The organism is Flavobacterium sp. UBA2787 (assembly GCA_002352205.1).
Classification (GTDB): domain Bacteria; phylum Bacteroidota; class Bacteroidia; order Flavobacteriales; family Flavobacteriaceae; genus Flavobacterium.
Window position 1 is genome coordinate 232,347 of sequence record DEHZ01000004.1, and the last position, 26,067, is coordinate 258,413.

Below are 26,067 nucleotides of genomic sequence, written 5' to 3' on the forward strand. Positions count from 1 at the left end.
TTTTTTGCTATTAAAATACAAAAATGCAACATTTTCATCAAAATATAGAAAGTTTACGGCTGTATTTTCAAATGTTTTTACCCTAATTTATTCACAAAATCCATTTTAAAAACCAATCTTTTTTTCGATGATGAGTCAAGATAGTTAATGTAAATTGATTTTAATATTATAAATTAAATTAAAAAGATGCCTTAGCCTTTATAACTATGGTATAGAGCTTTTTCGCTCAATTCGGCTTCATTATCCTTTAGCTATTTTTAAACAGAAATTCTAATGTAAAATTTGATTTGGATTTTCAATATTTATATAGTTTATCAAAGTACTTTTTTTAACTGATCCTAGCATAATGTCTTGGGCAATAAAATAATCTTCTATTGTTATATTTCCATCATTATTTGTGTCAATATTATTTTCTGCCATGAAGTCTAAAATTGAATTTAAAATAAATGTTAGATAATATTTCATATGAGAAATATTGACATAAATTCCATTTTTAATAGCAGCATTGTGGACTATTTCATTACGTATTCTGTAAATACGAGTTAAGTTCCATTTTAAATTATCGATATGACTTTTTAAAGCTAAATCAATATTACTGGGGTTTTCAACCCACTTTTGAAAATATTTAGCTCTGAACTTGAGAAGCTGATTATCTGTATTGGCTATTATTAAATTATATGAATTATGCTGATTTAAATAATGTAAATTGTCATTATAATCAGGAATTGAACCTTGCACGTTTAATCGTTCAATGGCTTTATGAAAATCATATAAGTTTCTTTTTACATAAATTAGACTATGACATACTGGAAAATATTTCCGTATTCTGTCAATTGTTTTTTCATCACTATTAAATGAAGTGAAAATATATTCAAGTCCAATCCAATAATTTAATAGCTTAGTTTCAAGTTCTGGAGATTCTGTACCTGTTCTTAAATATCTTATTGCTGATATTAGCTTGTCGTAACTATCTTCGTTAATATTATTTTGTTTTATCTTTTTTACTTTTGTCAGTAGAGTTTCAAAAATAAAAGTACTACTTCTTATATATCCATCAATTTGATAATTTCCTGGAAATGTTTCTGATTTTGAAGGATCGTTTTCTCCAATAACTACAGCTTGCTTTCCAATTTCGAATTGATGGCTATTAAAGCCTAAATGATATATGTCAATATCTTTCGAGATCTTATCTCTAGATATTTCAATAGCTTTGTAATAGTCAAATGCTTCTACTTCCATGGAAATAAGTGTGCTTAATTTGTTTTCCTCAAGATAACTGTTTACTTTTTCTGAAGCTTTGTTTTTAAGTATACTCCTTTCTCTTTTCCCAATTTGAATGTAAGATTCATCTATTTTATTAAACTCTTTAAATTGAAAAGACTTGCCTAATATGGTGTAAATAATTTGAAATTTTTCTTTAGAACGATCGTTTAAACTTTTAAAAATTTCATATCTCTCAGAAAATGTTAAATTAATATTTTTGTTATATATGAATATAACTTGAAAAAAATAATATAGGTATTGCTTGTTAAATCCTTTATTTATAAGTTCTATAAATTTGTAATTTTGAAGAACTATTAAGTTTTTTTTAATATTGTTTGAAGTAGCTTCGTCTGGTTCTGCAATATCATAAGTATCAATTATTCCCTTTATATTATCAAATAAAACCTCTACATAATTAGTATTATCTTTTAAAATAATTTTGCTCGATTGTATTATTCGATCATAATTTTCTTTTTTGGTTTCTTTTAATATGGTTAAATAATGGTTTCGATTTACCTTTGAGAAATTTAAACCATCATTATTTTCGTTTAATAATTTAATTAATTCACCTGAAGTTGCGTTTGCATAGTCATTGTTTGTAAGAACGCCATTTTTAGCAGAGAAGCAAACAGAAATTAGTTCTTCAATTAAAGTTTTAGGATTATGAAGCTTTAATCTATAGGTGTCAATACTATCCTTGTATAATAACTCACTTCCTTTTTCAATGAAAAGACGTTCTATGATGTTTACAGGATATTTAAAGGTAATATTTTGCATTTAAATAAAATTGTTATACTTTTGTATTACAAATATCAATAATAATTATTTCAAAATATAGAAAGGGGCACGGAAATTTCCTCTAATCCTTTAAAAGATTAAGTTTTTTCCTTCCCCTAAGAAATAAAGGCTCGGTTCATGATCGAGCCTTTTTTATATTTTGCCAATTAGTCTATACACCCATAAAATAAACTAGTTTGTATGCTTAATAGTGTTTTACAATTATCTTTTTTTAGTTGTGTTTATGCTTTTTGTTTTTAGTAATATTACTAATTAAAAATATTTTCTAACGAATTATCAGATAAGACCTATACTTAATATATTTATTCATACTAAAACAGCGTCCTACTCCGAAGTTCTACAACAATTTCTCAAAAGCAATCCAATAAAAAAAGATGCCTAAGCATCTTTACTCTTTTTCTTTTTTTTCTTCGTAATCAAGTAATTTTTTTGGATGAACTCCAAGCCCTTTTGCTAATTCAAGTAATGTTGTAAATGCTAAATTACGATTGCCTCTTTCAATTTCACTAAGATTACTTTTAGTCAGATTACTATTGATAGCAACTTTATCTTGACTAAGACCCAGTTCTTTTCTAATCCCACGTACATGAGAGCCAAATTGAGCTAATCTTTTATCTTTTTCTTTACTCATACTACAAAATGCGGAAATATTTTGATAAAAAATGTTATAAGAACTTATAACAAATTAAAATATTTATTATATTCGCAGTGTTCAATTAATAGATATCACATAAAATATGATTTCATTTTTTTGAATATATTTGCGATTCTTCAAAAAACATTGAAGCATTCGCTTAGAATCTCGCCTTAGAAAACTGGTAATTTTGCAACGAGATGATAAGTATGATGCTCACGTCAATACTGGCGTGGGCTCTCTTATTGTTGCAACGGTATACCAGTACCTCTAAGGCAGTAAGTTGAGTTCCACGCTTTTTTTATTCCCCACAGGCACTCTCTTAATTCTTCGCACTGCTTTTTTTATCCTGAACGTCTCGCGTCACGGTCTTATCAGTATTTTTTTTTTAGTTAGTTAGATCTATGTCGCTCAACCTTGCCGCCACACATGCACGAGCGGCATAGTTCCCCTAACCCAAAACCCAAACCCTTTTAAACTTTTAAACCCTTAAACTCTTAAACAACATTAAACCTTTAAACTCTTAAACAACATTAAACCCTTAAACAACATTAAACAACCTTAAACCTTTTAAACATTGTCAAACCTTTAAATCCATCGCCTATGAAATAAAAGCCGCCACAATCCGCTCAAATCCGCCCAACTTGTCCGCCGTGGCGGATCCGTGGCAAAACCCCAAAAAGCGTAGCTTTTTTAAAAATTCGTGCAATTCGTGTAATTCGTGGCAAAACCCAAAAGCGAAGCGTAAAAAATTCGTGCATTCGTGGCAACCAAAAAAAAAGCGAAGCGTTACCAAGCATCAAAAACTTTGTGCCTTCACCGCTTAGTGGCAAATTAAAAAACGAAGTGCCTTAGAAGTAAAACTCAGCTTCTCAGCAACTCAGCCACTTAGCAACTCAGAAAAAAAAAGTCCCCTAACCCGTCGCCAAACCAGATAGAGGACCAAATCAAACAAAACGTAAGTCTCATTTAACTAACCAATTTTATGAATAAAATTTCAATAAACCAAAAAACCAACCCCATAAAGTACCTCTGCATCCTTGCATTCACTTTATGCACCCTCGCATCAACAGCACAAACCCAACAACCCATCACCGGCACAGTCTCCGATACACAAGGAACTCTCCCCGGTGTAACCGTCCTCATCAAAGGCAAAACCTCCGGAACCCTCACCGATGAAAACGGCTACTTTTCCATTGCAGCCACCCCTACAGATGTGCTAGTGTTTTCATACATGGGCTACAAAACCCAAGAAATCATTATCAGTAACCAAACAGTCCTAAACATCCAACTTCAAGAAGACACCACCCAACTTAAAGAAGTAATCCTCAATGCCGGCTACTACTCCGTCAAAGATAAAGAACGCACGGGCAGTATTTCCCGCATCACCGCCAAAGACATCGAAACCCAACCAATCACAAATATTATAGGAACAATGCAAGGGCGTATGGCTGGCGTAAACATTGTGCAGGAAAGCGGTATCGCAGGAGGTGGCTTTCAAATAATAGTTCGTGGGGTAAATAGTCTACGCACCGGAGCCAATACACCCCTATATATTATTGATGGAGTTCCCTACTCGTCAGATCCCATTAGCGACCGCCAAACATCATCATCCATTCCTGGGGATGGCAATCCTCTGGCAAGTATAAACCCTAATGATATCGAAAGTATCGAAGTCCTCAAAGATGCCGATGCCACAGCCATCTATGGCTCACGAGGGGCAAATGGCGTAGTGTTAATTAGCACAAAAAAAGGTAAATCAGGCAAAACTACAGTTACTATCGATACAAACCATTCCTACGGTTCAGTAACCAAAATGATGGAAATGATGAATACAGAGCAATACTTAAAAATGCGTCGCGATGCGTTTGCCAACGATGGCATTACTACCTATCCGGCAAATGCATTCGACGTAAACGGAACGTGGGACCAAAACCGATACACCGATTGGCAAAAAGTACTCATTGGCGGAACGGCAGAAACAACCTTCTTGCAAGCATCAGTTAGTGGTGGAACAGAACAATCAAGTTACTTGTTCAGCGGAAATTACCGCACAGAAAGTAGTGTGTTCCCCGGTGACTTTCTCTACAAGAAAGGCGGAGCAAGAGTTAATTTTAATCACAACTCAAAAGACAATCGATTTCAATTCAACTTCTCTGCTAGCTACATGGCACAAGACAACAATCTCCCTTGGATAGACTATGTAACACTAGCCCGACAGCTGGCCCCCAATGCTCCCGCTCTATACGACGACCAAGGTAACTTGAATTGGGAAAACAATACTTGGGAAAACCCACTTGCAAATTCAGAAAGTAAAAGTTTAATCCACACAACAGACCTCATCACAAATGCGATACTGGCTTTTAAACTAACAAACAACCTCACAATCAAATCAAATTTTGGATTCACAGACCTAAAAAACAACGACAGCCGTTCATTGCCGTCAACAATGTACAATCCGGCATTTAACCTCACAAGTCAACAATCCTCTATTTATTGGAACGATTTCACAAGAAGCTCTTGGATAGTAGAACCACAATTAAATTGGATTAAAAAAACAGGAAAGTCATCGTTCAATGTACTGCTAGGTGCCACATACCAAAATCAAACAAGTGAAAAATTAGCAACTTTGTCTGCGGTGTTTTCAAGCAATAGCCTACTCTACAATCAAGCAGCAGCGGCACAAACAGTAGTATATAACAATGATATAATAGAATACAAATACCAAGCATTTTTTGGTCGTCTCAATTACGATTTCGATAACCGATATATACTCAATATAACTGGAAGAAGAGATGGCTCAAGTCGCTTTGGTCCGGGAAATCAATTTTCAACATTTGGAGCAGCAGGAGCAGCCTGGTTGTTCAGCAACGAATCGTTTATTCAAAATAATATTCCTTTTCTGAGCTTCGGAAAACTACGCACTAGTTATGGCACAACGGGTAGCGACCAAATTGGTGACTATCAATTTTTAAACACCTATTCAAATTCAAGTTTCCAATATGCCGGAGCAATCGGTCTCCAACCGGCCCGTTTATACAACCCTAACTTTAGTTGGGAAACAAATAAAAAATGGGAAGCGTCACTTGAATTAGGTTTTCTCAACGATCGCATTTTCATTACTACATCCCATTACAAAAACCGCTCATCCAATCAGCTAGTGGGTTTACCGCTTCCCGGAACAACTGGGTTTGCTTCAATTCAGGAAAATCTAAATGCCGAAGTAGAAAATTTTGGTTGGGAAACTACATTGCGGTTAATACCAATAAAAACCGCAAACTTTTCTTGGACAACGAACGTTAACATTACCAAAGCGGGAAACAAATTAGTATCATTTCCCGGATTAGAAAATTCAAGTTATCGAACACAATATGTAGTAGGTCAACCAACAACCATACGAAAACTTTTCAATTTCACTGGGGTCGATCCACAAACAGGGCTTTACCAGTTTGAAGATGTAAATGGTGATGGTATCATTTCTTTTGAATACGACCGCGAAACAGTGCGAGATTTTAATCCTGATTTCTATGGGGGTTTACACAATGTTTTTACATACAAAGGACTTCAACTTGATTTTTTAGTACAATTCGTAAAACAAGAAAATTTCAATTTTGCAAATACACAACGTGCCGCCGGACACTTCGCCAATAAACCGGTCGAATACCTAAACAGTTGGGCACAAGCGGGTGACAATGCTCCGTATCAATTGTATGCCACAAACACAAATCAAGTAGCATCCCAACGCAGTGAGTTCTTCAGTTTAAGTAACGGAGCAGTTAGTGATGCTTCATTTATAAGGCTCAAAAATATAGCAATAACCTACGACATACCGAAAAAAATCCTCAAGGATTTAGGGTGTCGATTATCGCTACAAGGTCAAAACCTGTTTACGATTACGTCATACAAAGGAGCAGATCCTGAATTTACCCTTGGCGGAACATTACCTCCCCTTCGCATTTATTCAATTGGACTTCAACTAACATTTTAATAAAATTTCAAAAAAATGAAAAATCAATCAATAATTAAAAAATGTTTATTACTAGTAAGCATAATAGTAATAATCGTAAGTTTTCAAAGTTGTGACGAATTTGTGGATGTCGATCAACCCAATTCGCAATTAACCACACAAGCAGTCTTCGAAAATGCAACAACAGCTACAGCAGCTGTTACCGATATGTATGCCCAATTGAGAGAACACGGAGTACTAACGGGCAGAATAAACGGTCTTTCAAACCTGCTAGGCACCTATTCAGATGAACTCATTTCTTATGAAAATGGTATTTATACAAGTGAACCGTTTTACACAAATTCATTATCGCCATCAATGACCTATATCAGTAATATTTGGAATAGATCCTATACCCAAATATATGCAGCAAACGCAGTGCTAGAGGGATTAGACAATTCCAATACAATACCCGAAAACACCAAAAATCAATTACGAGGCGAAGCATTGTTCATTCGTTCATTAGTACATTTTTATTTAATAAACCTGTATGGTGACGTTCCTTATATAACCTCAACAGAATACAGACAAAACAGTGTAGCAACCAGAACAGCAAAAGAATTGATCTACCAAAATATCATAAACGATTTAGAAACGGCATCCAATTTAGTCAATGCAGAATACACTCAAGCAGGTAGAAATCGTCCCAACCGCTCAACAATAAAAGCTCTGTTGGCAAGAGTCTATCTATATAATGGCGACTATCCGGAAGCAGCGAATACGGCTTCGGCGGTTATAAACGAAACCTCGCTCTACAGTGTAGTAAACAACCTTGACCAAGTTTTCCTAAGAAATAGCACATCAACTATTTGGCAATTATCTCCGGGGTCAAATGGACCAAACACACACGAAGGTTCAACTTTCATATTCATGACAGGTCCTCCAATTCGGGTATCGTTATCCGAAGAATTAATTAGCCAATTTGAAGTAAACGATTTAAGAAAAGTTCATTGGATAAAATCAGTAACAAATGGAAACAACGTATGGTACCATCCTTTTAAATACAAGCAAAACAACATAACCGCAACGAGCCAAGAAAATTCAATTATTTTCAGATTAGAAGAACAAATTTTAATCCGGGCAGAAGCACGAGCAAGGCAAGGAGAAATAATTGGAGCTATAGAAGATATAAATATAATCCGTAGTCGTGCAGGATTACCCAATACCACCGCTGTTTCCCAAAGTGAATTGATCGAGGCTATTAAGCAAGAACGTCAAGTAGAGTTTTTTACGGAATTAGGGCATCGATTTTTCGATCTCAAACGATGGAATCTATTAGATCAAGTGCTGGCAACCAAACCAGGGTGGAACAATACAGATGCCCTATGGCCTTTACCACTCGCAGAAATGAACGCAAATCCATTTTTAACACCTCAAAATCCCGGCTATTAAAATGAATTATTTTCCATTTCAAAAAACAGTAGTTTTCTTCGACCTTCGATTGACCACAATTACATTGCTATTCATTCTTTTAGGTTTAAAAATGCATGGTCAAGAACTAAGCAAACAACAAATAAAGGAGAGTGACTTTCAAAAGTGGGGCAAATTAATAAATCAGGCTATTTCCGAAAAAGGGAATTGGATAAGCTACTCGATGCAATACAGCGAAGCACCGGATACTCTTTTTGTAGAAAGTGTAAATAAAAAAAAGAACTATCAATTTGCTAATGCAAACAAAGGCGAGTTCATAGGCGAGATGTCATTTATCTATTTAGATAAAAACAAGACACTCAATTGGATTGATTTAAATTCGGGAGAAAATAAAACGATTAAAAACATCAAGTCGTATGATGTTTCAAACAGCCATTATATAATAACAATAGAACAGCGAGACAACAAGAAGTATTTAGGTATAAGAGACTTCAAGGCAAATAGCCTAGAGAATATAGAAGGTGTAGTTGAATACAAATTAAATAATTCGAGAGATGCTTTACTATGTTATAAAGAAGAGAAACAAGTGAAAAGTATGACAATAATTAAATTGGGGACTTCGATTCAAAAATCACAAATTAGGGAAGAAAACAATGTTTCTTTTTCAAATTTGGTTTGGAGCGATAGTGATCAATCCATTGCATTTTTAGAGAAATACACAGAAAAAGAAGAGAAACTCTTCTACTATTCACTAGAAAAAGATAGATGGTCAGAGCTCAATCCCGAAGAGATAGAAAATTTTCCAAAAGAATTTCAATTAAGTGCAAGACAAAACTCGATAACCATTTCGCCGGACGATGAACGAGTAATTTTTGGAATAATTAAAAATCTAAGCCCTCAAGGTAAAAATAATCCGGTACAAATTTGGAATTCAAATGACGCAGTTATCCATTCCGAAAAAAAGCATTTAGGTGAACTTGAAAATAATTTTCAATTGGCAGTATGGTGGCCACAAACCGGCAAATTTTCTCAAATTACAGAGGAAAACAAACCGTATTGCATCCTTAATAATGCTAAAGACTATGCACTAACTTTCAACTATACCGATATCCCACATCAGTACACAATGAATAGAAAAGTTAATTATTACGTCAAAAACCTGGAAACTGGTGAAGAAGATGTAGTAATACATAATCAACCTACCGGTTTACGCATTTCGAGCATGTCACCAAAAGGCAAATACTTTGCATATTTTAACGAAAATGTATGGTGGGTTTATGATTTTGTCAAAAAAAAGAAAATGGCTTTATTACCTAATATTGATTTTTCAAATCTCGAATATGCTAATGAAAAAAGTAATTTTGGAGTGGCAGGTTGGTGTCAAAAGGAAGAAAATATTATACTGTATGATCAATATGATGTATGGAAAGTTCCCTTAAATGGAGACAGTCCCGTAAGAATCACAATGGGTCGTGAAAAAAAAATAGCCTTTAGAGTTGTGCATGACAATAAAAAAAAATATTTCTTAGCAGCTGGAAACAATGACCCGATCATAAACATCAAACAAGAAATTTTACTTTCTGCTACAACTGATAACGAAACGGGGTACTTTGTGCGTAAACCAAACGGAAAGTTAGTCGAGATTAGTTTTGATAAGTCGTTACATTCAAATAGTTCAAAAGTATCAAAAGCCAATAAAATAATTTTCCAAAAGCAAAACTATGATACCCCGCCAAGGCTAATGTTGGCTAATACTAATGCTAATCAATCATCTGTAATCTATCAAAGTAATAAACATCATTTTGATTATCAGTGGTACAAGCAAGACATCATTGAATATAAAAATTCATACGGAGAGACGTTAAATGGAATTTTGTACTACCCTAATGAGTATAAGACCACACAGCAATATCCGATGGTAGTATTTATTTATGAGGAGCAATTTGATAAGAAAAACAAATTTATAAATCCATCCAAGTATAACATGGCAGGCTTCAATGTTTCATCGTTAACTGCTCAAGGATATTTTGTACTTATGCCGGACATTAAATATAAAATTGGAAACCCGGGAGAATCAGCTGTAGATTGTGTACTAGCGGCTACCAATCAGGTCATAAACGCTGGTTTAGTAAATAAGAATAGAATTGCATTAATGGGTCAATCCTTTGGTGGTTACGAAACTAATTTTATTATCACACAAACAAATTTATTCAAAACGGCTATTTCAGGTGTTTCAATTTATGATATAAGTAGAATGTATCATTCCGTAAGTGAAAGTTCAGGACATCCGGAAATGTGGCGGTTTGAATCTCAACAGTGGCGAATGGGTAAATCCCTATTCGAAAACAGAAAAAGTTATGAGACTAATTCTCCTTCAAACTATGTCCAAAACATCACGACTCCTTTACTTCTGTGGTGTGGTGAAGAGGATAAGCAAATTGATCCCAACCAATCTATAGGGTTATACCTTGCATTACGAAGATTAGAAAAAGAGTGTATTTTACTGATGTATCCAAACGAATCACATTCAATATCTTCAAGAGTAAATCAACTGGATCTTCACGCAAGAATAAACGATTGGTTTGCCTACCACTTAAAAAGTGAACCACCGGCAGAGTGGATTAAAAAGAAGAACAACTAAATAAAAGCAGGCAATAATAGTTTCTTATTGCCTGCTAAATCCAAGCCTATTTAAAAACAAATTACGGCTGGTGGGTTAATAGTTGAGTACAATCCGAAAATTCAGATAATTTGCCATACATCGGAATGTTGGCAACATCTACACACACAGCAGCACTAATGTTGTTACATTCTAAACCTTCAACACAATTAAAGGGTGCAATTCTATTCCACCCCTGAACGACAGTAGAATCAGCTTTTTTGCCTGAATTATTGGTGCTAACTGCACCTGCAGAAGCAAGCACAAAGGCTGCAACAGGCAACAATAATTTAAATGATAAATTTTTCATAATGATTAAAATTTAATAATAATTAATTTGACCTACTCTTTTCTACAGGTTTTCGATCTCATCCCTGCAACCGGCCGGTTATATTTATTTTCTTTTGAATTGTTTAATTAATTCCGGACTAAAACGATAGGATACTAGTTTCGACCCAAAAATCACATACAGATGCGTATCAGTAACTTGCATATCATCAATTTTATCGCCATCAACTTTATAAACATAGAAACTCATTAGATAAGATTTTGATAGAACATCGTAAACATCTATCACATGAGCATTTTTCCACATCCTTTTTTCTTCGTATCGACTCGGTAAAGTCGAATTTACAAATAACAAATTATGATGAAGAGTGCTTAATCTGTTAACCATTAGCGGCGGTGCAGAAAATTTTCGCTCATTTTTTGATTTTACATAATCAATTTTAAGTGCAGCTTGAGTAGTAGTATCAATCGTATTCCCTCGATCAATTAAATTGAGCTGCTTATCGGCTATTACATATTGGTTTCTGTAATAGTATAAATAAACAAACTTTTCAAGTGAAGAACTATAATTCAGTATGCCGTCAGTATCAAACAATCCGTCAATTTGTTTTTCAAGTAGTTGGGGTGCAGTTTGCACTTTTTCTCTGGTCACATCCAATGTCGCCAATAAATTTTCACGCGATTGATTCAGGGTTCTTATAATGAATGTGGTTGAATCAACAACTTTGGCTTTGGTAAAACTGGGTATATTTTCTGTTTGCAAAATAGCTTGTAACTGATCTAGTTTTCCTTTAAAAACGCATGGAACTTTACCATCATAAACATAAAAATAAGGAGGATCTACAACTTGCTTAACATTCAAAAATTGAAATAAAGTATCCGTAATTTTAAAATGATAGCTTTTTGTTATTCGCAAAGAAGTATCCATTTCAGTAATTAATGCCGGGGCTGTAGTGTTGCCCAAATATAATTTACTGGCACTTTTTCCCGAAAAATAATAGCTGTTAGCATTCAGTTCGGCAACCTTATAACGTTTAGCTGGAAAAGGTGGAAATCGTCTAACAAAATTATTTCGTTCATAAATTATTTCTTCCGATTCAAGAAACAGCCCAACCATTAAGACCACACTAAAAGTGAATACCGCAACCACTCTAGTCAACAAGTAAACCCAATTCTCAATTAGCAGCGATAAAGCAAGTAAAGCTAATAGGCAAAACCCAATATTAAAATAAAAGTGTTCAGTCCAGTTCATCTTCTCCAAAACACCCCCGCAAGAGCAAGGAATATAGGAACTATAATTTAAAATAAGATAGATATAAATAGTAAACATCAACATGAGTCCAAAAGCACACAATAAACCTACTTTTCTAAATCTTGACAAACTCAATAATACTGCAATTATCAACTCAATAGCTGGAATTCCCCATGCTAAATAGCCCGCAAATGCACTCAACAATGGCGATTGTCCCAATTGCACCTGAAAATTCTCAAAGTCCAACAACTTACTCACCGCCGCATAAACAAACAGCAAAACATACAAGTAACTCACGATTGCTACAACTCCATTTTTTAGTTTTTCACTATTCATAATTTCTAATTTTCAACTGCTATAAGTAATCCGTATAAATCCGTTCAGTCCGCCTAATCCGTGGCTAAAAAAACAAACCACATATAATAACGAATGTAAAATTCCAAAATATTCCCCCATAACACTATGCAAATCAAGCATTTCGTTATCCCATTCCAAAAATTCCGAAACTCGCAACCCGTAACCCGCAACCCGCAACCTTTCAACCCCTCTTCAACTCCCTCGGCGAAAACCCATACTTCTTCCTAAAAGCCTTATAAAAATTCAAATACATCCCAAACCCACACTGATACGCAATCTCTTTCAAAGGCAAATCCGTTTGCAAGATGAGCAAATACGCTTTCTTCAACCGCTCATCTTGATAAAACTGATACACACTGGTATGATAATGCTCCCGGAAGCCATTCCTGATTTTGTGCTCCTCACTGCCAAAAAGTAAGGCAAGCGACTTTAAAGAAGGTAACGGAGCATCTAAATGCTCTAAAATATAAGCATGAATGCTGGCAATCACAGCTGCTTCAGCTTTTGCTTTCTCAAATGCAACAGAAGGAATCTGCTTCAAAAAAGGAACATCTTTTAAAACTACCTCAACAGATAATACAAACACGAAAGGATGAACACTACTACTACTTACCGAACAAAACAATGGCAGCTTAAAGCCATCACTAGTCAAAAACAGCAATTCAGTAGTAACAAAAAAAGAAGACCTATCACCTACTTGCTTTAGTAAATCCCTCCAAACCAACTTGGAAGAATCATCCAACAAGCTCTCAAAAAGCAGACTCTGAATTGCTTCTGATGTATACTTCAACCGATCAACAACAGTACTATTAAAATCAACAATTTGGTAACGGCTATCCAAAACAAACACAATTTGATTCAAATGCTCGAAAGTGGAATAAGGCGGAACCATACCCTGCTCCAAAACCAAAGCCCGAATTCGTTTCCCTTGTTCTAGTAAAGTCAATAAAATAGCATCATAGTCATCATCTATCTTGCCCAAATCCAAAGCAACAGTTTTTCTACTGGTCGCTAAGTCAAACAATAACTGATAAATAATCCTGAGTTTATCCCTTTGATTTGAAACGGACATAATATATTATTTGATAAATTCTGTGACACTCGCAGTAGCAAAAAGAGAAACAAACCTATCAAATTACACCAATCTATACTAAAAGTTAAGTGCTGGATTCTAGAATCCAACACCTCATTTTCAAGAAAAATCAAAAAAAGAAATCAGCTAAAAAAAAGCAACTTTACCAATAAAAACAACCCTTCAAAAAGAAAACCAAACCGCTATAAACTCTGAAAAAACGTCCACTTCAAAAAATTTCAAATCCCACCATTTTAAAATGAAAAAGACTATACATTTCCAAAATCCCAACTATGCAATTCCAGAATCCAACACCAAAACAATTGCCCCAACCAAATCCCAACCCTAGTTTTGCCCAAACAAAAAAACAAGCATAATTGAATAAAACTAAATCAAAAATGCAAATATTCCACTAAACCTAACCGTCTCGTCTCCCTCTCCTTTGGAGAGGGTTGGGGTGAGGTTAAAGAGCAAAAAAATTAACTATAAACACAAATGTTCCACAAAATCTAACAACCCCAGTCTCCCTCTCCTTCCTGTCTCGCCTTGGCGGATGGAGAGGGCCGGGGTGAGGAAAAAACCATGACAAATCAACTAACATCCATCTTACCACAAATCGAACAAAACCCCCTCCAACATTGCCCCCAAGCAATCAATCTCCTAATGGAAGAATATGAAAACCTTCGAGCAAACTTCATCACACAAAAGCCAACCAAACAAGAAGAAATAATTTTTTTCAAGTACGAAAAACCCAAACTAACCAGCCATATTATCTACTACAACGAACTGTTTAAAATAGAAACCAACAAACCGGTAGCGTCAGAAAAAACAATTCGAAAGTATTACAACAGCCAACTTAAAAAAAGGGAACAATTTTTCATTGATAATGCCGAATTTTACAGATACTTTAAAAAAGGGCATCAGTACCTCGACGATAAATATTTCCTCAGAAACAAACACGATTGCAACCTAGTGTTGGACAGTTTCTATTTCCAAATAGACAAACAATTCGCTACTTCACACGATTACAAAGCAGCACAAATAATTGCAAACGAACAACTACAAATTTATTTAATCGGAAAACTCAAAACAAAAGCGAATACCCAAGAATATAGCCAAGAAAAAGTCCTCAAATGGACTGGCTCCAAAGTGGGAATAATCGAACTCATTTATGCCTTGCAAACCGAAGGAGTATTCAATCACGGAGCAGCAAACATCAGAGAAATTGTGCAGGGTTTCAGTAAAGCATTCGACATCGAAATCGGACAATACCACAGAACATTCTACGAAATCACAAACCGCAAAGCAGAACGAACAAAATTCCTAAGCTCACTAAAAGAAAACCTCATCAATAGAATGGATCAAGCAGATGAACACCAAAGGCTACCCTAACGGATAGCCTTTTAAATGAAGTATACTTTTAAAATTCGTTTATAATAAAAAAAGTTATAACCTTCAATTCATGAATTCGTGGCAAAACTAAATCTAGCGATTCTCAATTATTCCTGCCTTCAAAGCAGTAAGTACCGCATGCGACTTCCCGTACTGAGCACCTTCAACAGCTCCGGTAATATTCGCGGTCAACCAATCCCAATCCGGGTCAGTGTTCTTTTTTGGACGTTTACGCTTTGCATACACACTATGACGTATAATGGAAGTAACAGACAAAAGATATTCCTTCTCACTGGCAGAAATATCCTTAGAGTCCTGCAAGGTAGATTCATACAAAACCACATAGTTATAAATAGCTTCATAATCAACATCATGATCAACTTTAGACAAAACGGTGGCCACAAAAGCACTAAAATCATTTTTAACTTGCGGAGAAAGTTGTAGATCGTCAACAATGGAAGTAAACTCGTCCTCACTGTTAGCAACGATAGCCTCAATACGACTTTGCGGAACTAAATTATAATCGGAAGATAAAAATCCATCAAAATAAAAATGTTCGCTTGCTTCCAAATTAACCTTAGATATAATACTATCAATTGTTTTGGGTAAAAGGAGACTGGAATAGTAAGACAACGAAAGATCATAATGAACTTGACCAACATAATCAAATGTGTTAGCCGGATTCAACGGTGTGGTATCTTGTGTTTTCTTACTGAAATGAGAAGCTTCAGTGCTCGTCAATTCCGTATCAGTCGATTCACAGGAAGCAAATAGTAATGCATAGAGTAAAATAATTAAATAATTTTTCATAAGAGTGTAATGTGTTAAATGTTACTGATTAGTTAAATCAGTTCATTTCGCCCGGGGTAATCTGAACAGTGTTTGGTTAGTTTCACACTTGGCAAAACCGGTTGAATTCGAGACAAAACTACCGGCTCAAATCCGACCCCGCAACACAACTACTAATGAATTTCCGAATTCAAACTAATGGATTCTGGAATCCAATACCATAAAAAAGTCATGCATTATCAATAAAATTAGGAGGTGATAGAATTGGCTACCGCCTTTAGAAAACAGCAATTCATTTATCGACTAAAACGGATAATTTTCATTGACTTCCGTTTAAAAAAATTTAATATTTTTACTACACCCATTTCAATTCCACAAACTTTTTAAACAGTAAGTTGAATTAAAACCTTAACCAACTGAAATGAAAAACGTTTTAATTACCATAGCATGCACACTATTCACTTTAACAATTGTTCAAGCCAGTAACTTTATTCAAGTCGACAGTTTGGCCTCAAAAAACTACCAATACTTTGAAGAAAAAGTAATGGAATACAGAACCGATACGGTCAAAGCACTAAAAATGACGAAACATTGGCTAAAAAAAGCCAATAAAGAAAACAACGTCAATCAGCAAATCAAAGCATACCGATTAATGATGCATCTGGTGGACAAAAAATTCCGCCTTATTTATGCAGATAGTTTACTAGTAAAAGCCAAAGCCACAAAAAGCAATGAAATAATAGGTAGTGCATACCTAACGGTGGGTGCCGCTCATTACGACAACAAAGAATACACTAAGGCATTAGATTTATACATTAGTGCTAACAATTACATAGCAAAAACAGACGACCATTACCTAATACACAAAGTAAAATATACAATCGCACTAACGAAATACTTCTTGGGCTATTATGATGAAGCAATTGCCTTGCTAACTCAATGCTTAGACTACTTTAAAGAAGAAAACGATTTGGCGTATATAAAATCAATGCATGCAATTTCCTTGTGCTACACACAAATTGAAAGATATGATCATTCTTCCTATTTCAATAAACTGGGTATGGAGCTAGCCAGTGAATTTGAAATGATTAACATGATTCCCTACTTCAAAAATGCAGAAGGGATAAACCTTTGTAAGCAAAAAGAATACAAAGAGGCAATCAAATTATTAAACGAATCAAAACTGGAACTGGAAAAAAAGAAAGATTATGCCAATCAAATTACAACATGGTTTTGTCTTGGGAAATGTTACTGGGGAATCAACGACAAACACAAAGCAGTAATCTATTTCACAAGAGTACACGAGGGCATTCAAACAAAAAAATACAGTCGTCCGGATCTTCGCGAAGGATATGAAATACTCATTCAATACTTTGGTGAAACCAATGAATTAGAAAAAGAATTATTCTTCATCAAAAAGCTAATGGAATTCGACAAAGAAATAAACAAAGAATTCAAATACCTAACCTACAAAGTCCACAAAGAATACGATACCAAAACACTGCTCGAAAAAAAGAAAAAAATCGAAAACGAATTAGCGTCAAACAAAAAAATATATCTTCTAGTTGTATCATTGCTGATAATAACGCTATTAGTTGTATTCGGTTGGCACCTACATTCCAAAAAGAAGGAAAAAGAAAAATTCAATCAAATAATGGCCGATTTAGCCGAAAAAAAGAAAGCAACTATAACACCAGCAAATAACCAAAATACAAATCTTAGTCCCGAATTGACGAAGTCATTATTGAAAAACTTGGAAAAATTTGAGAAACAAAAAAAATACCTCGAAAAAGACATGAACTTGGCAAAGCTTGCGGCACTACTAGACACAAATACCAAATATGCATCGTTAATTATTGCCGAACAAAGAGAGAAAAAGACAACAACCTACATCAACGACCTTAAAATTGATTACATAGTCGAGTTGTTAATTAGCAACAATAAATTCAGAAACTACACCAACAAAGCCCTGTCAGACGAAGCTGGTTTCGGTTCAACACAAATCTTCACACTCTGTTTCAAAAACAGAATCGGAATGTCACCCACTTCCTTCATCCAACAACTAAAATCGGTAAACCAAACCCAACAAAATAATCAACAGTAACCGTAAAGAATTTCAAAAAAACTTAAATAAGCTTTCATAAAAAGTAAAACTTATATCCCATATCTGCCTTATACGGTAAAATAATAAAAAACATTTCCGTACCCAATTATCAAAAAACCTAAATGAACTTTCTTTAAAGTAAAACTTATATGCCTTATATGGTAAAATAACTCAAAAATAATTATCGCGTTAAACCATTGATTTTATTGACAAAAATTAAAATACAATCATCAAAATTAAACTTTTTTGTTTTCCACTTCTGAATCACTTCTGAAATAAAATAAATCAATCTAAACAATTTTGCACCATAACACATTAAATCAAAAGTTATGGCAATAGAAGTAATCACTCGGGAAGACCTAAACGAATTTAGAACACTATTACTAAAAGACCTGCAAGAGTTAATCCACTCCAAACCAGCACAAACTAAAAAATGGCTCAAATCCATTGAAGTCCGCAACTTCCTAAACATCTCTCCTGGAACACTCCAAAACCTCCGCATCAACGGAACCCTAACCTACACCAAAATCGGCGGCACACTCTACTATGACAACGCTGACATCGACAAACTCCTAAACACCAACAAAACAAACGCAATGCCTACCCTCTTCAAATAAACCACAAAAAATAGCACAATCTCAAAGTACTTCTCCTTGGGAGAGGGATTTAGGGTGAGGTCAACTCTTAAACTTTTAAACAATTTTAAACTTTTAAACCAAAACCTCAGCAACTCAGAACCTCAGAACCTCAGCAACTCTCAAAAAATGAACTACATTAAACACCTAACCGGCTTCTTCGAAAAAGTAGTCCTCGACAAAACACTCAACCCAACCCATGTCAGCCTCTATATGGCCTTATTCCAGTTTTGGAACTGCAACCGCTTCAAAAACCCGATAAGTATCAATCGCGATGAGGTAATGCGAATAAGCAAAATCAGTTCAAAAGCAACCTATCACAAATGCCTGAAGAACTTGCATAGTTTGGGTTACATCAACTACGAGCCATCCTACAATCCATTCAAAGGAAGTCACGTCATTTTATTTAATTTTTCCGAAGATTTAAAACCAGCTCCAAAAAGTGAGAGAAAACTAAAAAATGAACCACTTATTGAATCGGTTTCAGAACAAGCTCTAAACAAGTCTTGTACCAGTAGTGAAACAGGTACTGAACAAGCAGTAGTACCTTCTATAAACTATATAAACAATATAAACAGTTCAAACAATAAAAACGTTGCAAACTTGAACGAGCAAGCAAAAAAATTTGAAGAAATAAATAATTCCGACCCGAGAGCTATGCTCGAACAGGCGAAGCATTTAAAAAATGAAAAAATAAAAGAAGAAAAAAGTTCCGCTAAAAAAGAAGAAAAAGAAATGCAGAATTTCAATTCTGCATTCACCAACTCCGATGAAAATCAAATAAAAAACAGTTGGCAAAAAAGTTCCGCAAAAAAAGAAAAAGATGTTGATGGTTTTGTCATACCGAGCAAAGCCGAGGTATCTCCTTTGAAAATGGCAACACCAACAACCGAAGAAATCAAAACCTATTTCCAAGCCAACAACTTCCCGGAACTCGAAGCCCAAAAATTCTTCAACTATTTCTCCAGTGTAGGTTGGCTAGTCGGTGGCAAAACTCCGATGATCAATTGGCAAGCAGCAGCCCAAAACTGGATATTAAACAGCGTCAATTTTAAAGACAACACCACCAATTCACCTCCAATTCGCCCTCAACACCTCAACACCACAACAGATAAAAACTATGCCGAACCTTTATGACACTATTGCCATACTGAACTTGTTTCAGTATCTCAAACTTTGCGTCCCGAAAGCTTTGCGTCCCGAAAGCTTTCGGGATTGCGTACTTCTTTGTGCCCTTTGCGGTTAAACCTTACAAAATGGAAAACGAAATAAAATCCCACTACAGCTACACCGAAGTAATCAATTGGCTTCAAGCCAAAGGTGTAGAACTCTACGGCAATCATTTCAAAATAGTAGAAACCGATTACCAAATCGTGTACAAACTCATTGCCTATTTCCTAAAAGACGAACCAACATGTTTTCAATATGGTTTAAATCTCGACAAGGGAATATTATTATCCGGACCAATAGGCTGCGGTAAAACATCCCTCATGAACCTAATGAAATACCTGACAGCAACAGAACACAAATTCTACGTAAAACCTTGCAGAGACATCAGCTTTGAATTCATCCAAGACGGTTATCAAATCATCCACAAATACAGCATCGGCAAACTCTACCAATCAGAACCCAGAACCTATTGTCTCGACGACTTAGGCACAGAAAACAACCTAAAATATTTCGGCAACGAGTGTAACGTAATGGCAGAAATTATATTAAGTCGCTATGACCTTTTCATCTCCAAAAAACTAAAAACCCACATCACCACAAACCTCTCAGCCACAGAAATAGAAACACATTACGGCAACCGAATTCGCTCCCGATTACGTGAGATGGTCAATTTAATTGCATTTGAAAAATCGGCTCAAGACAAAAGATAAAATCCGTATAAATCCGCGTTTCGTCTTGGCGAATCCGTTTCATCCGCGTTCCAATAAAAAAAACAACATGAACACTATAACCAACTTCTGGAACCACTTCCAACAAATCAATTTCGTTTTTCTACACCTAAACGAAATCCCAAAAGACGAACTAAAAACCCATTTCGACATACTAGTCGAAATACTTCACCAATACAACAAACACCTAGACCTCATCATCAAAAACAAAAAAAACGGTGTAGAATTAATCATTACCGCAAACGGGAATCCCTACCTTTTCAAAGAAGTAGAATTTCTAGTCCGTCATGCACCAGTTGTAGAACGTTGGAAAATTACCGCATTCCTTCAACCCGAAACCAACCTATCCAAATACGAAAACGGCACCGACAAACCATTAGAATATTACGGCATCAGTCTAAGAATAAGCGATATGTATTTCATCCCATTAGAAAACCCAAACAAACCAACCGATTTAGGAATAAAAGTGTTGCTAAAAAACTATATCGTACACAAAGACAACCCAAGACTTCGCGAAGCGGTCTACATACAAATCGAACACTTAATCGGCGAAAAATCCTTCGCAGATGAATTAGCATTCATTGAAATTAACCAATTAAAAAGTGTATATTTTAAGGATGAATGCGTAATTGAGTTATATAACTTAAAGTTTTTAATCGACTCCTATTTCAAGAAATCAAAATTTTTATGAGACTAAAATAAAAGACAAAATGAATAAATTAGAGAAACTAGGTTTTCAAAAAAAATAAAATAAGATAGAACTTTATGCGAAAAAAAATTAATAGAACTCAGTAGGTAACCTTTTATTTATTACCCCGTTTTTATTAGTAGAATTAAGACCTCAAAAAGAAAATTTTAAAAATAAATTCGGCGTGAAACCCAAAGAATAATAATCCGAAATCGTATACCTTGGATTCACAAGATCATTAGCAGTTTCATACAATCTGGAAATCTCTTTATTTATGATTACCCTGTGGTCATATAGATTATTGATAGAAATTCCTGCTTTTAATTTATAATTAGCGTTATCAAGAAATGTATACAGAAATGAAAAATCCAAAGAATGAAAATCACTTAATGTCTTATTATTTAGGGTTAGCAAACCATTATTTTCATCCAAAACACTATAAGGCTTACCTGAATTCCAAAACCAACCTAGTGTAATAAAAAAAGAGGAAAATTGATAACGCGAGGTAATATTTATAGAATGTGTAATGTTGCCGTTTGAATTAAAATAGCTTCCATTATTAATATCCTCAAATTTATTCTTTGAATTTAAAAAAGAATAACTCGACCAAAATTTAAATCTTGAAATCTCTTTTTGCAAAGTCAAATCTAATCCATTGCTTCTAGAATATCCTCCGGTAAGTGCTGCTAAACCACTCGATAAATCAGCGGAATTAAAAACAACACCATTAGAAAAACTGGTGATGCCAGATGTCTCTTTATGATAAATATCTAAATCCACAACAAAACTATCTTTTTTATACAAAAATCCAATATGAAAGTGATTCGAGAATAACACCGGTATGGAATGTTGATCAGAGAGCACCCAAATATAATTTTCTAAACTAATGTCACCGGCTGCATTTTCATTAATTTGCTGTAATAGTTGACTCCTTCGTTCAAATGAAACTAGGGCCTGAAATTCTTTACTAAACCGATAAGTCAAATTTAACCTTGGTTCAAATAAAAAGGGAGTCGTGTAATTAGAGGTAAGTCGAGAACCTAATTGAAAATCGAACCGATCCTTTTTAATGTCTGAACTAAAATATAGACTATTAGAAAAAAGTTCACCACTTCTTTCAGAAAGTGTAAATCCGAAATTTTCATTATCATTGCGAATCTGATGACCGATGGAATGTTGGGTAAATTGATAACCAAACAAATAGCTCATTTTATCTGATAACTTGTATCGAAAAGATAAATCTGTAGATAAATCCAAAACATCATTTTGCTTTAAAAAAAGATCGGTCCGTGTTTCTTTTTCTATCCGCCTTTGATAAAAAAAATCATACTGTGAAAACTGAAAAGTAGAACTGAGTAATGATTTTTCAGACAAATCAGAATTGATTTGTAGACTTGCTCCTAAATTTTCAATATCCATTGTTTGGTTCTGACCTTTATTATATGGAGAATTAGACGAAAAATCAAGATTGTTTCCGATATATGTCGAAGATAATGACATATAGGTTTTATCACTTATAGAATAATCGAAAACAACAGAACCGTCCCAAAAATCAAAATTATTTTGCTCATCATTAAGAGAAAATCCTGAGTTTTGAAATACTTTATCGGTATAACTTTGATAAGTCGGAGTTGAAAAAAGTGGAGCTAATGACTTTCTTAGAGTATACCGAAGACCAGCTTTCTTATTTAATAGAAAAACGCGTTGTGATAAATCAGCATGAAGCATATCTACCCCAAAATCGAATGATTCATTGGCTGCACTTCCGCGACTTGTCCTTAAATCAAAAACAGAGGAAGTCCTTGACCCAAATTCTGTTGGTAAAACAGAGGAATAAAATAGAGCCTCATCAACAATTTGAGAATTCACAGGGGATATCATACCAAATAAATGACCGGGATGGTAAACCCTTATTTTGTTCCACAAAAGTAGATTTTGATCAGGTCCACCCCCTTTCACATATAATCCACTTGATGTCTGATTTGGACTTTTAACTCCGGGTAAATAGTGAAACGCTCTTAAAACATCAAAATCACTAATTCCCGGTAATACTTCTTGGTTAAAAGAACGTAAACTTGTCCTTTTTAAATCTTTTTTAATGCTGTTGATTAAATAACCATTAACAATAACCTCTGATAAAGCAATAGATTTATTTTTTTCAATTTTATTAATGAGCGTATAAAGATTGTCTCGAACGGGAACAACCTGTAAATCATTTTCATTTAGCAATAATAGATGAAAATCTGCAAGTGATAATTCAACATCCTTCAAAACTAAATACTTATTATATAATAAACTATCCGCATAGGAATAATAAACCCCAAATCCAGATTCAGCATAACGCAAAAAATTTACCGTTTTACCTTCTTTAGGAAGTTTAATCTTTTTAGATTCTTGACCGGAAGCAATAATCACTTGAAAAAAGAGAAAAAATAGTAACTTAAGCTTTGAAATAAACATACCTTTGGTTAATCTCATAGTGCAATTGAAATGAACTTGCAATTAAATGTAAACTTAATTCTAAATCATTTATGGGTAAAGCTCCAGTAAATTTTCGATTCAAAATATACTTTGGAAAAGTGATTTTTACTTTATATGTTTTTTCTAAAAAAGTTTTTACATCAACTAAACGTGTACTTTTAAACTCGTGATATAGTATTCCGGATTCGCTGTTGAATGATTTATTTTCTAGGATTGCATCTACTCTTCTATCGATAGAATTAAACGATTTTCCCGAGTCTACAATATACTCCTTATCAAGATAAGTGACCTTCACACTACCCTCAAAACACATAACACTTAGAAAGTTATCATTAGATTTAACATTAAACTTTGTTCCTAAAACCTCTACAGTACCCTGATTTGTTTTAATCTTAAAATCTTGCCCTTTTTTAACCTCAAAATAAACTTCCCCAAAATCAAGTTCAATTTCATTAATATTGTACAAAGGTGCACTTTGAGTGATGGAAGTATTTTGATAGAGATCCAAGAAAACGTTTTCTCCTATATTTAACTTTTTAGACTGCGTTGATGTTAAAACATGTTGAGAACCAAATAAACCAAAATGATAGCTCATAATACTTACAAATAAAATTAAGATAGCAGCAGCAGCAAGATAAAATCTCTTTAATGTCCAGTCCGTTTGGTTGACTTTAAAAGTAGATGATAGTTTCTTTTGATTAATTTGCTCCCAAGTATTCTCTATGTCAGGTGAAATAGATTGCATTCCTGAAATTAAATCTTTCAACAGGACATAAGAGTTGAAGTCATTTTCAGAGACATAGTTCTTCAATTCAGAATCATTTAGTTCTCCTGAAATCCACTTTGCTAAATAAGTATCTTGATTAACAGATCTTTTCATCTTTTATCTATTTTAAAACTGTTCGTAAATTGAGTAATGCCCGCTGCATCCTTTTCTCAACAGATTTTACGGAAATCTGTAATAGCTCAGATATATCTTTATACGTTTGATCTTCAAAACGATTCATCATAAAAACTATTCGCTGTTTTTCAGGTAAAGCCCTTATTGCAGCATATATTTTTAAGTTCAATTCATTCTCATCAAAAAGTAAATCAGGTGTTTCAAAATCAATTCCCTCCGATATCAATTGCTCTTTGTACCGTTTAGCTATTTTATCACTCCTATAATGATTTAAAACCAAGCGATAAGATGTCGTAAATAGAAACTTTTTTGCCTGTATGGACTTAATCTTCCCGCAATTTTCCCACAAAATTAGAAAAGCGTTTTGAGCATACTCATCTGCTATATCAACATCTTTAAATCTATAATTCAAATAATTCCGTAAAACTTTATAATGCTTGGAGAATAAATGTTTATATACATTCTCTTCACAGACACTCTCGCCAAGATTTACTTCCATAAAAATGATTAAAAATTAAATTAACTAAAGAAATTGAATAGACTCAAAAAAAATCAATCATTCGTGCATATAGAATACACGAATGATTTCTCAACCAACTAAACTAATCACAACTAACAAAATCATCCTCAGAATAACCTGCTTGAATAGCCCAACAAGGATTATCAAATTGTACTACTCCATTTGCAGTCTGAACACAAGTAGGATTAAAATCAAATGTACAATACCATCCATTGGGGTTACAGTCAACATAATTATAAAAATCCCACACATCCGAAATTTTTACCACTTCTCCATTTTACGCAATCTGGAATGGATAAACAAAATCTACCCAATACTCATTTGTTGAAATAGAGTTAAGAATAGCATCTAAACTACCTAGGTTTAAAATCGTGATAGTTTCTCCACCATTATTAACCACTGATAAAGGGTAAATGAATTCAAAACAATTAGATGAGGTGAAAAATTCATCCACAGTTGTAATACTATCAATACTAAATAAAAGAGATTGAAAATCACTTTCATTACTAATAATTAATACATCATTAGTTGAATGCAATGAAACGGAAAATGGAAAATTAATAGTGTAGATATAAAGAAACGAATTTTCACTGTAAACAGCCTCTTTCAAATCCTCCATAGAATTAACAGTAAATTCTGAACCATCTGAATAAGTTACTTCAATTGGAAAAGCAGGAGTAAAACCTATAGCTGTTGGAATACTTGAATTAAATTGTAAAGACCCGGCAGATCCTATAATAGTGTTTAAATACATACGTGTGGCAAGACTTTGAGCCACTTCATTTGATTTATTCTCATCATTATTACTACACGAGATGAAAATAAAGGCCAAAGACAAACAAATAAATTTAATTTTTTTCATAATTAAAATTTATGATTACAACTCTAAGACACATTTGAAAAAGCTACACCCTAAATCAATTTCATTTTTTTAAATATAAAACGATTTACTTTTTATA

At 34.2% G+C, this 26,067-nt stretch carries 20 protein-coding genes; 9 read left to right on the forward strand and 11 right to left on the reverse strand.

All coding sequences use genetic code 11. The features are described from left to right. Positions 1-270: 270 nt before the first annotated feature. Both B4N66_RS03895 and B4N66_RS03900 read right to left on the reverse strand, forming a co-directional pair. Positions 271-2,040: a hypothetical protein gene (locus B4N66_RS03895; RefSeq protein WP_291092485.1), complete on the reverse strand. Its 1,770-nt coding sequence runs from the start codon at positions 2,038-2,040 to the stop codon at positions 271-273. A gap of 409 nt (positions 2,041-2,449) precedes the next feature. Continuing rightward, positions 2,450-2,692, reverse strand: coding sequence for a helix-turn-helix domain-containing protein (locus B4N66_RS03900; RefSeq protein ID WP_291092486.1), 243 nt, complete (start codon positions 2,690-2,692; stop codon positions 2,450-2,452). A 988-nt stretch (positions 2,693-3,680) separates the two neighbouring features. On the opposite strand from B4N66_RS03900, the gene B4N66_RS03905 reads away from it, so the two are divergent. The 3 genes from B4N66_RS03905 to B4N66_RS03915 are packed head-to-tail and all read left to right on the forward strand — an operon-like array spanning position 3,681 to position 10,713. Beyond that, positions 3,681-6,683 carry a SusC/RagA family TonB-linked outer membrane protein gene (locus tag B4N66_RS03905; RefSeq protein WP_291092488.1) on the forward strand — a complete coding sequence of 1,001 codons (3,003 nt, stop codon included), beginning with the start codon at positions 3,681-3,683 and terminating at the stop codon, positions 6,681-6,683. A 15-nt stretch (positions 6,684-6,698) separates the two neighbouring features. Further along, positions 6,699-8,093 carry a RagB/SusD family nutrient uptake outer membrane protein gene (locus tag B4N66_RS03910; RefSeq protein WP_291092490.1) on the forward strand — a complete coding sequence of 465 codons (1,395 nt, stop codon included), beginning with the start codon at positions 6,699-6,701 and terminating at the stop codon, positions 8,091-8,093. Position 8,094: 1 nt separating this feature from the next. Further along, entirely contained in the window at positions 8,095-10,713 is a 2,619-nt protein-coding gene (locus B4N66_RS03915; protein WP_291092492.1) for an alpha/beta hydrolase family protein, read from the forward strand. Positions 10,714-10,774: 61 nt separating this feature from the next. Here the strand turns inward: B4N66_RS03915 and B4N66_RS03920 are convergent, their stop codons facing one another. The 3 genes from B4N66_RS03920 to B4N66_RS03930 form a co-directional block, all read right to left on the reverse strand. Further along, on the reverse strand, positions 10,775-11,041 hold the full coding sequence (locus B4N66_RS03920) for a DUF6520 family protein (RefSeq protein WP_291092493.1): 267 nt from the start codon (positions 11,039-11,041) through the stop codon (positions 10,775-10,777). A gap of 84 nt (positions 11,042-11,125) precedes the next feature. Further along, positions 11,126-12,607: a DoxX family protein gene (locus tag B4N66_RS03925; RefSeq protein WP_291092494.1), complete on the reverse strand. Its 1,482-nt coding sequence runs from the start codon at positions 12,605-12,607 to the stop codon at positions 11,126-11,128. Positions 12,608-12,809: 202 nt separating this feature from the next. Beyond that, positions 12,810-13,700 carry a helix-turn-helix domain-containing protein gene (locus tag B4N66_RS03930; RefSeq protein WP_291092495.1) on the reverse strand — a complete coding sequence of 297 codons (891 nt, stop codon included), beginning with the start codon at positions 13,698-13,700 and terminating at the stop codon, positions 12,810-12,812. Positions 13,701-14,282: 582 nt separating this feature from the next. On the opposite strand from B4N66_RS03930, the gene B4N66_RS03935 reads away from it, so the two are divergent. Next, positions 14,283-15,092, forward strand: coding sequence for an RteC domain-containing protein (locus tag B4N66_RS03935; protein ID WP_291092496.1), 810 nt, complete (start codon positions 14,283-14,285; stop codon positions 15,090-15,092). Between the two features lie 93 nt (positions 15,093-15,185). On the opposite strand, the gene B4N66_RS03940 is transcribed toward B4N66_RS03935, so the two are convergent. Beyond that, entirely contained in the window at positions 15,186-15,902 is a 717-nt protein-coding gene (locus B4N66_RS03940) for a hypothetical protein (RefSeq protein WP_291092497.1), read from the reverse strand. A gap of 400 nt (positions 15,903-16,302) precedes the next feature. On the opposite strand from B4N66_RS03940, the gene B4N66_RS03945 reads away from it, so the two are divergent. The 5 genes from B4N66_RS03945 (at position 16,303) to B4N66_RS03965 (ending at position 21,209) form a co-directional block, all read left to right on the forward strand. Beyond that, on the forward strand, positions 16,303-17,985 hold the full coding sequence (locus B4N66_RS03945) for an AraC family transcriptional regulator (protein ID WP_291092499.1): 1,683 nt from the start codon (positions 16,303-16,305) through the stop codon (positions 17,983-17,985). Between the two features lie 329 nt (positions 17,986-18,314). Continuing rightward, a complete protein-coding gene (locus tag B4N66_RS03950; RefSeq protein ID WP_291092501.1) occupies positions 18,315-18,602 on the forward strand; it encodes a helix-turn-helix domain-containing protein in 288 nt (95 codons plus the stop codon). Between the two features lie 147 nt (positions 18,603-18,749). After that, a complete protein-coding gene (locus tag B4N66_RS03955) occupies positions 18,750-19,757 on the forward strand; it encodes a transcriptional regulator (RefSeq protein ID WP_291092503.1) in 1,008 nt (335 codons plus the stop codon). Positions 19,758-19,876: 119 nt separating this feature from the next. Continuing rightward, positions 19,877-20,500 (forward strand): ATPase, encoded by a 624-nt coding sequence (locus B4N66_RS03960; RefSeq protein ID WP_291092505.1) that lies wholly within the window; start codon positions 19,877-19,879, stop codon positions 20,498-20,500. Positions 20,501-20,567: 67 nt separating this feature from the next. Further along, on the forward strand, positions 20,568-21,209 hold the full coding sequence (locus B4N66_RS03965; protein ID WP_291092506.1) for a hypothetical protein: 642 nt from the start codon (positions 20,568-20,570) through the stop codon (positions 21,207-21,209). Between the two features lie 150 nt (positions 21,210-21,359). Here B4N66_RS03965 and B4N66_RS03970 read toward each other — a convergent pair whose 3' ends face one another. From B4N66_RS03970 to B4N66_RS03990, 5 genes are all read right to left on the reverse strand, one after another. After that, positions 21,360-23,684: a TonB-dependent receptor plug domain-containing protein gene (locus B4N66_RS03970; RefSeq protein WP_291092507.1), complete on the reverse strand. Its 2,325-nt coding sequence runs from the start codon at positions 23,682-23,684 to the stop codon at positions 21,360-21,362. Then, a complete protein-coding gene (locus B4N66_RS03975) occupies positions 23,647-24,567 on the reverse strand; it encodes a FecR family protein (protein ID WP_291092509.1) in 921 nt (306 codons plus the stop codon). Before B4N66_RS03975 ends, B4N66_RS03970 begins: the two co-directional genes overlap by 38 nt. A 7-nt stretch (positions 24,568-24,574) precedes the next feature. Further along, positions 24,575-25,087 (reverse strand): RNA polymerase sigma factor, encoded by a 513-nt coding sequence (locus B4N66_RS03980; RefSeq protein WP_291092511.1) that lies wholly within the window; start codon positions 25,085-25,087, stop codon positions 24,575-24,577. A 103-nt stretch (positions 25,088-25,190) separates the two neighbouring features. Continuing rightward, positions 25,191-25,376 carry a hypothetical protein gene (locus tag B4N66_RS03985; protein ID WP_291092513.1) on the reverse strand — a complete coding sequence of 62 codons (186 nt, stop codon included), beginning with the start codon at positions 25,374-25,376 and terminating at the stop codon, positions 25,191-25,193. A gap of 9 nt (positions 25,377-25,385) precedes the next feature. Beyond that, positions 25,386-25,970 (reverse strand): hypothetical protein, encoded by a 585-nt coding sequence (locus tag B4N66_RS03990; RefSeq protein ID WP_291092515.1) that lies wholly within the window; start codon positions 25,968-25,970, stop codon positions 25,386-25,388. Positions 25,971-26,067 lie beyond the last annotated feature (97 nt).

Coding starts and splice junctions, on each gene's coding strand:
- B4N66_RS03955 (WP_291092503.1), top strand. CDS start 18,750: ATGAACTACATTAAACACCTAACCGGCTTCTTCGAAAAAGTAGTCCTC.
- B4N66_RS03925 (WP_291092494.1), bottom strand. CDS start 12,607: ATGAATAGTGAAAAACTAAAAAATGGAGTTGTAGCAATCGTGAGTTAC.
- B4N66_RS03910 (WP_291092490.1), top strand. CDS start 6,699: ATGAAAAATCAATCAATAATTAAAAAATGTTTATTACTAGTAAGCATA.
- B4N66_RS03965 (WP_291092506.1), top strand. CDS start 20,568: ATGAACACTATAACCAACTTCTGGAACCACTTCCAACAAATCAATTTC.
- B4N66_RS03930 (WP_291092495.1), bottom strand. CDS start 13,700: ATGTCCGTTTCAAATCAAAGGGATAAACTCAGGATTATTTATCAGTTA.
- B4N66_RS03905 (WP_291092488.1), top strand. CDS start 3,681: ATGAATAAAATTTCAATAAACCAAAAAACCAACCCCATAAAGTACCTC.
- B4N66_RS03935 (WP_291092496.1), top strand. CDS start 14,283: ATGACAAATCAACTAACATCCATCTTACCACAAATCGAACAAAACCCC.
- B4N66_RS03920 (WP_291092493.1), bottom strand. CDS start 11,041: ATGAAAAATTTATCATTTAAATTATTGTTGCCTGTTGCAGCCTTTGTG.
- B4N66_RS03900 (WP_291092486.1), bottom strand. CDS start 2,692: ATGAGTAAAGAAAAAGATAAAAGATTAGCTCAATTTGGCTCTCATGTA.
- B4N66_RS03945 (WP_291092499.1), top strand. CDS start 16,303: ATGAAAAACGTTTTAATTACCATAGCATGCACACTATTCACTTTAACA.
- B4N66_RS03980 (WP_291092511.1), bottom strand. CDS start 25,087: ATGGAAGTAAATCTTGGCGAGAGTGTCTGTGAAGAGAATGTATATAAA.
- B4N66_RS03990 (WP_291092515.1), bottom strand. CDS start 25,970: ATGAAAAAAATTAAATTTATTTGTTTGTCTTTGGCCTTTATTTTCATC.
- B4N66_RS03950 (WP_291092501.1), top strand. CDS start 18,315: ATGGCAATAGAAGTAATCACTCGGGAAGACCTAAACGAATTTAGAACA.
- B4N66_RS03895 (WP_291092485.1), bottom strand. CDS start 2,040: ATGCAAAATATTACCTTTAAATATCCTGTAAACATCATAGAACGTCTT.
- B4N66_RS03940 (WP_291092497.1), bottom strand. CDS start 15,902: ATGAAAAATTATTTAATTATTTTACTCTATGCATTACTATTTGCTTCC.
- B4N66_RS03960 (WP_291092505.1), top strand. CDS start 19,877: ATGGAAAACGAAATAAAATCCCACTACAGCTACACCGAAGTAATCAAT.
- B4N66_RS03915 (WP_291092492.1), top strand. CDS start 8,095: ATGAATTATTTTCCATTTCAAAAAACAGTAGTTTTCTTCGACCTTCGA.
- B4N66_RS03975 (WP_291092509.1), bottom strand. CDS start 24,567: ATGAAAAGATCTGTTAATCAAGATACTTATTTAGCAAAGTGGATTTCA.
- B4N66_RS03970 (WP_291092507.1), bottom strand. CDS start 23,684: ATGAGATTAACCAAAGGTATGTTTATTTCAAAGCTTAAGTTACTATTT.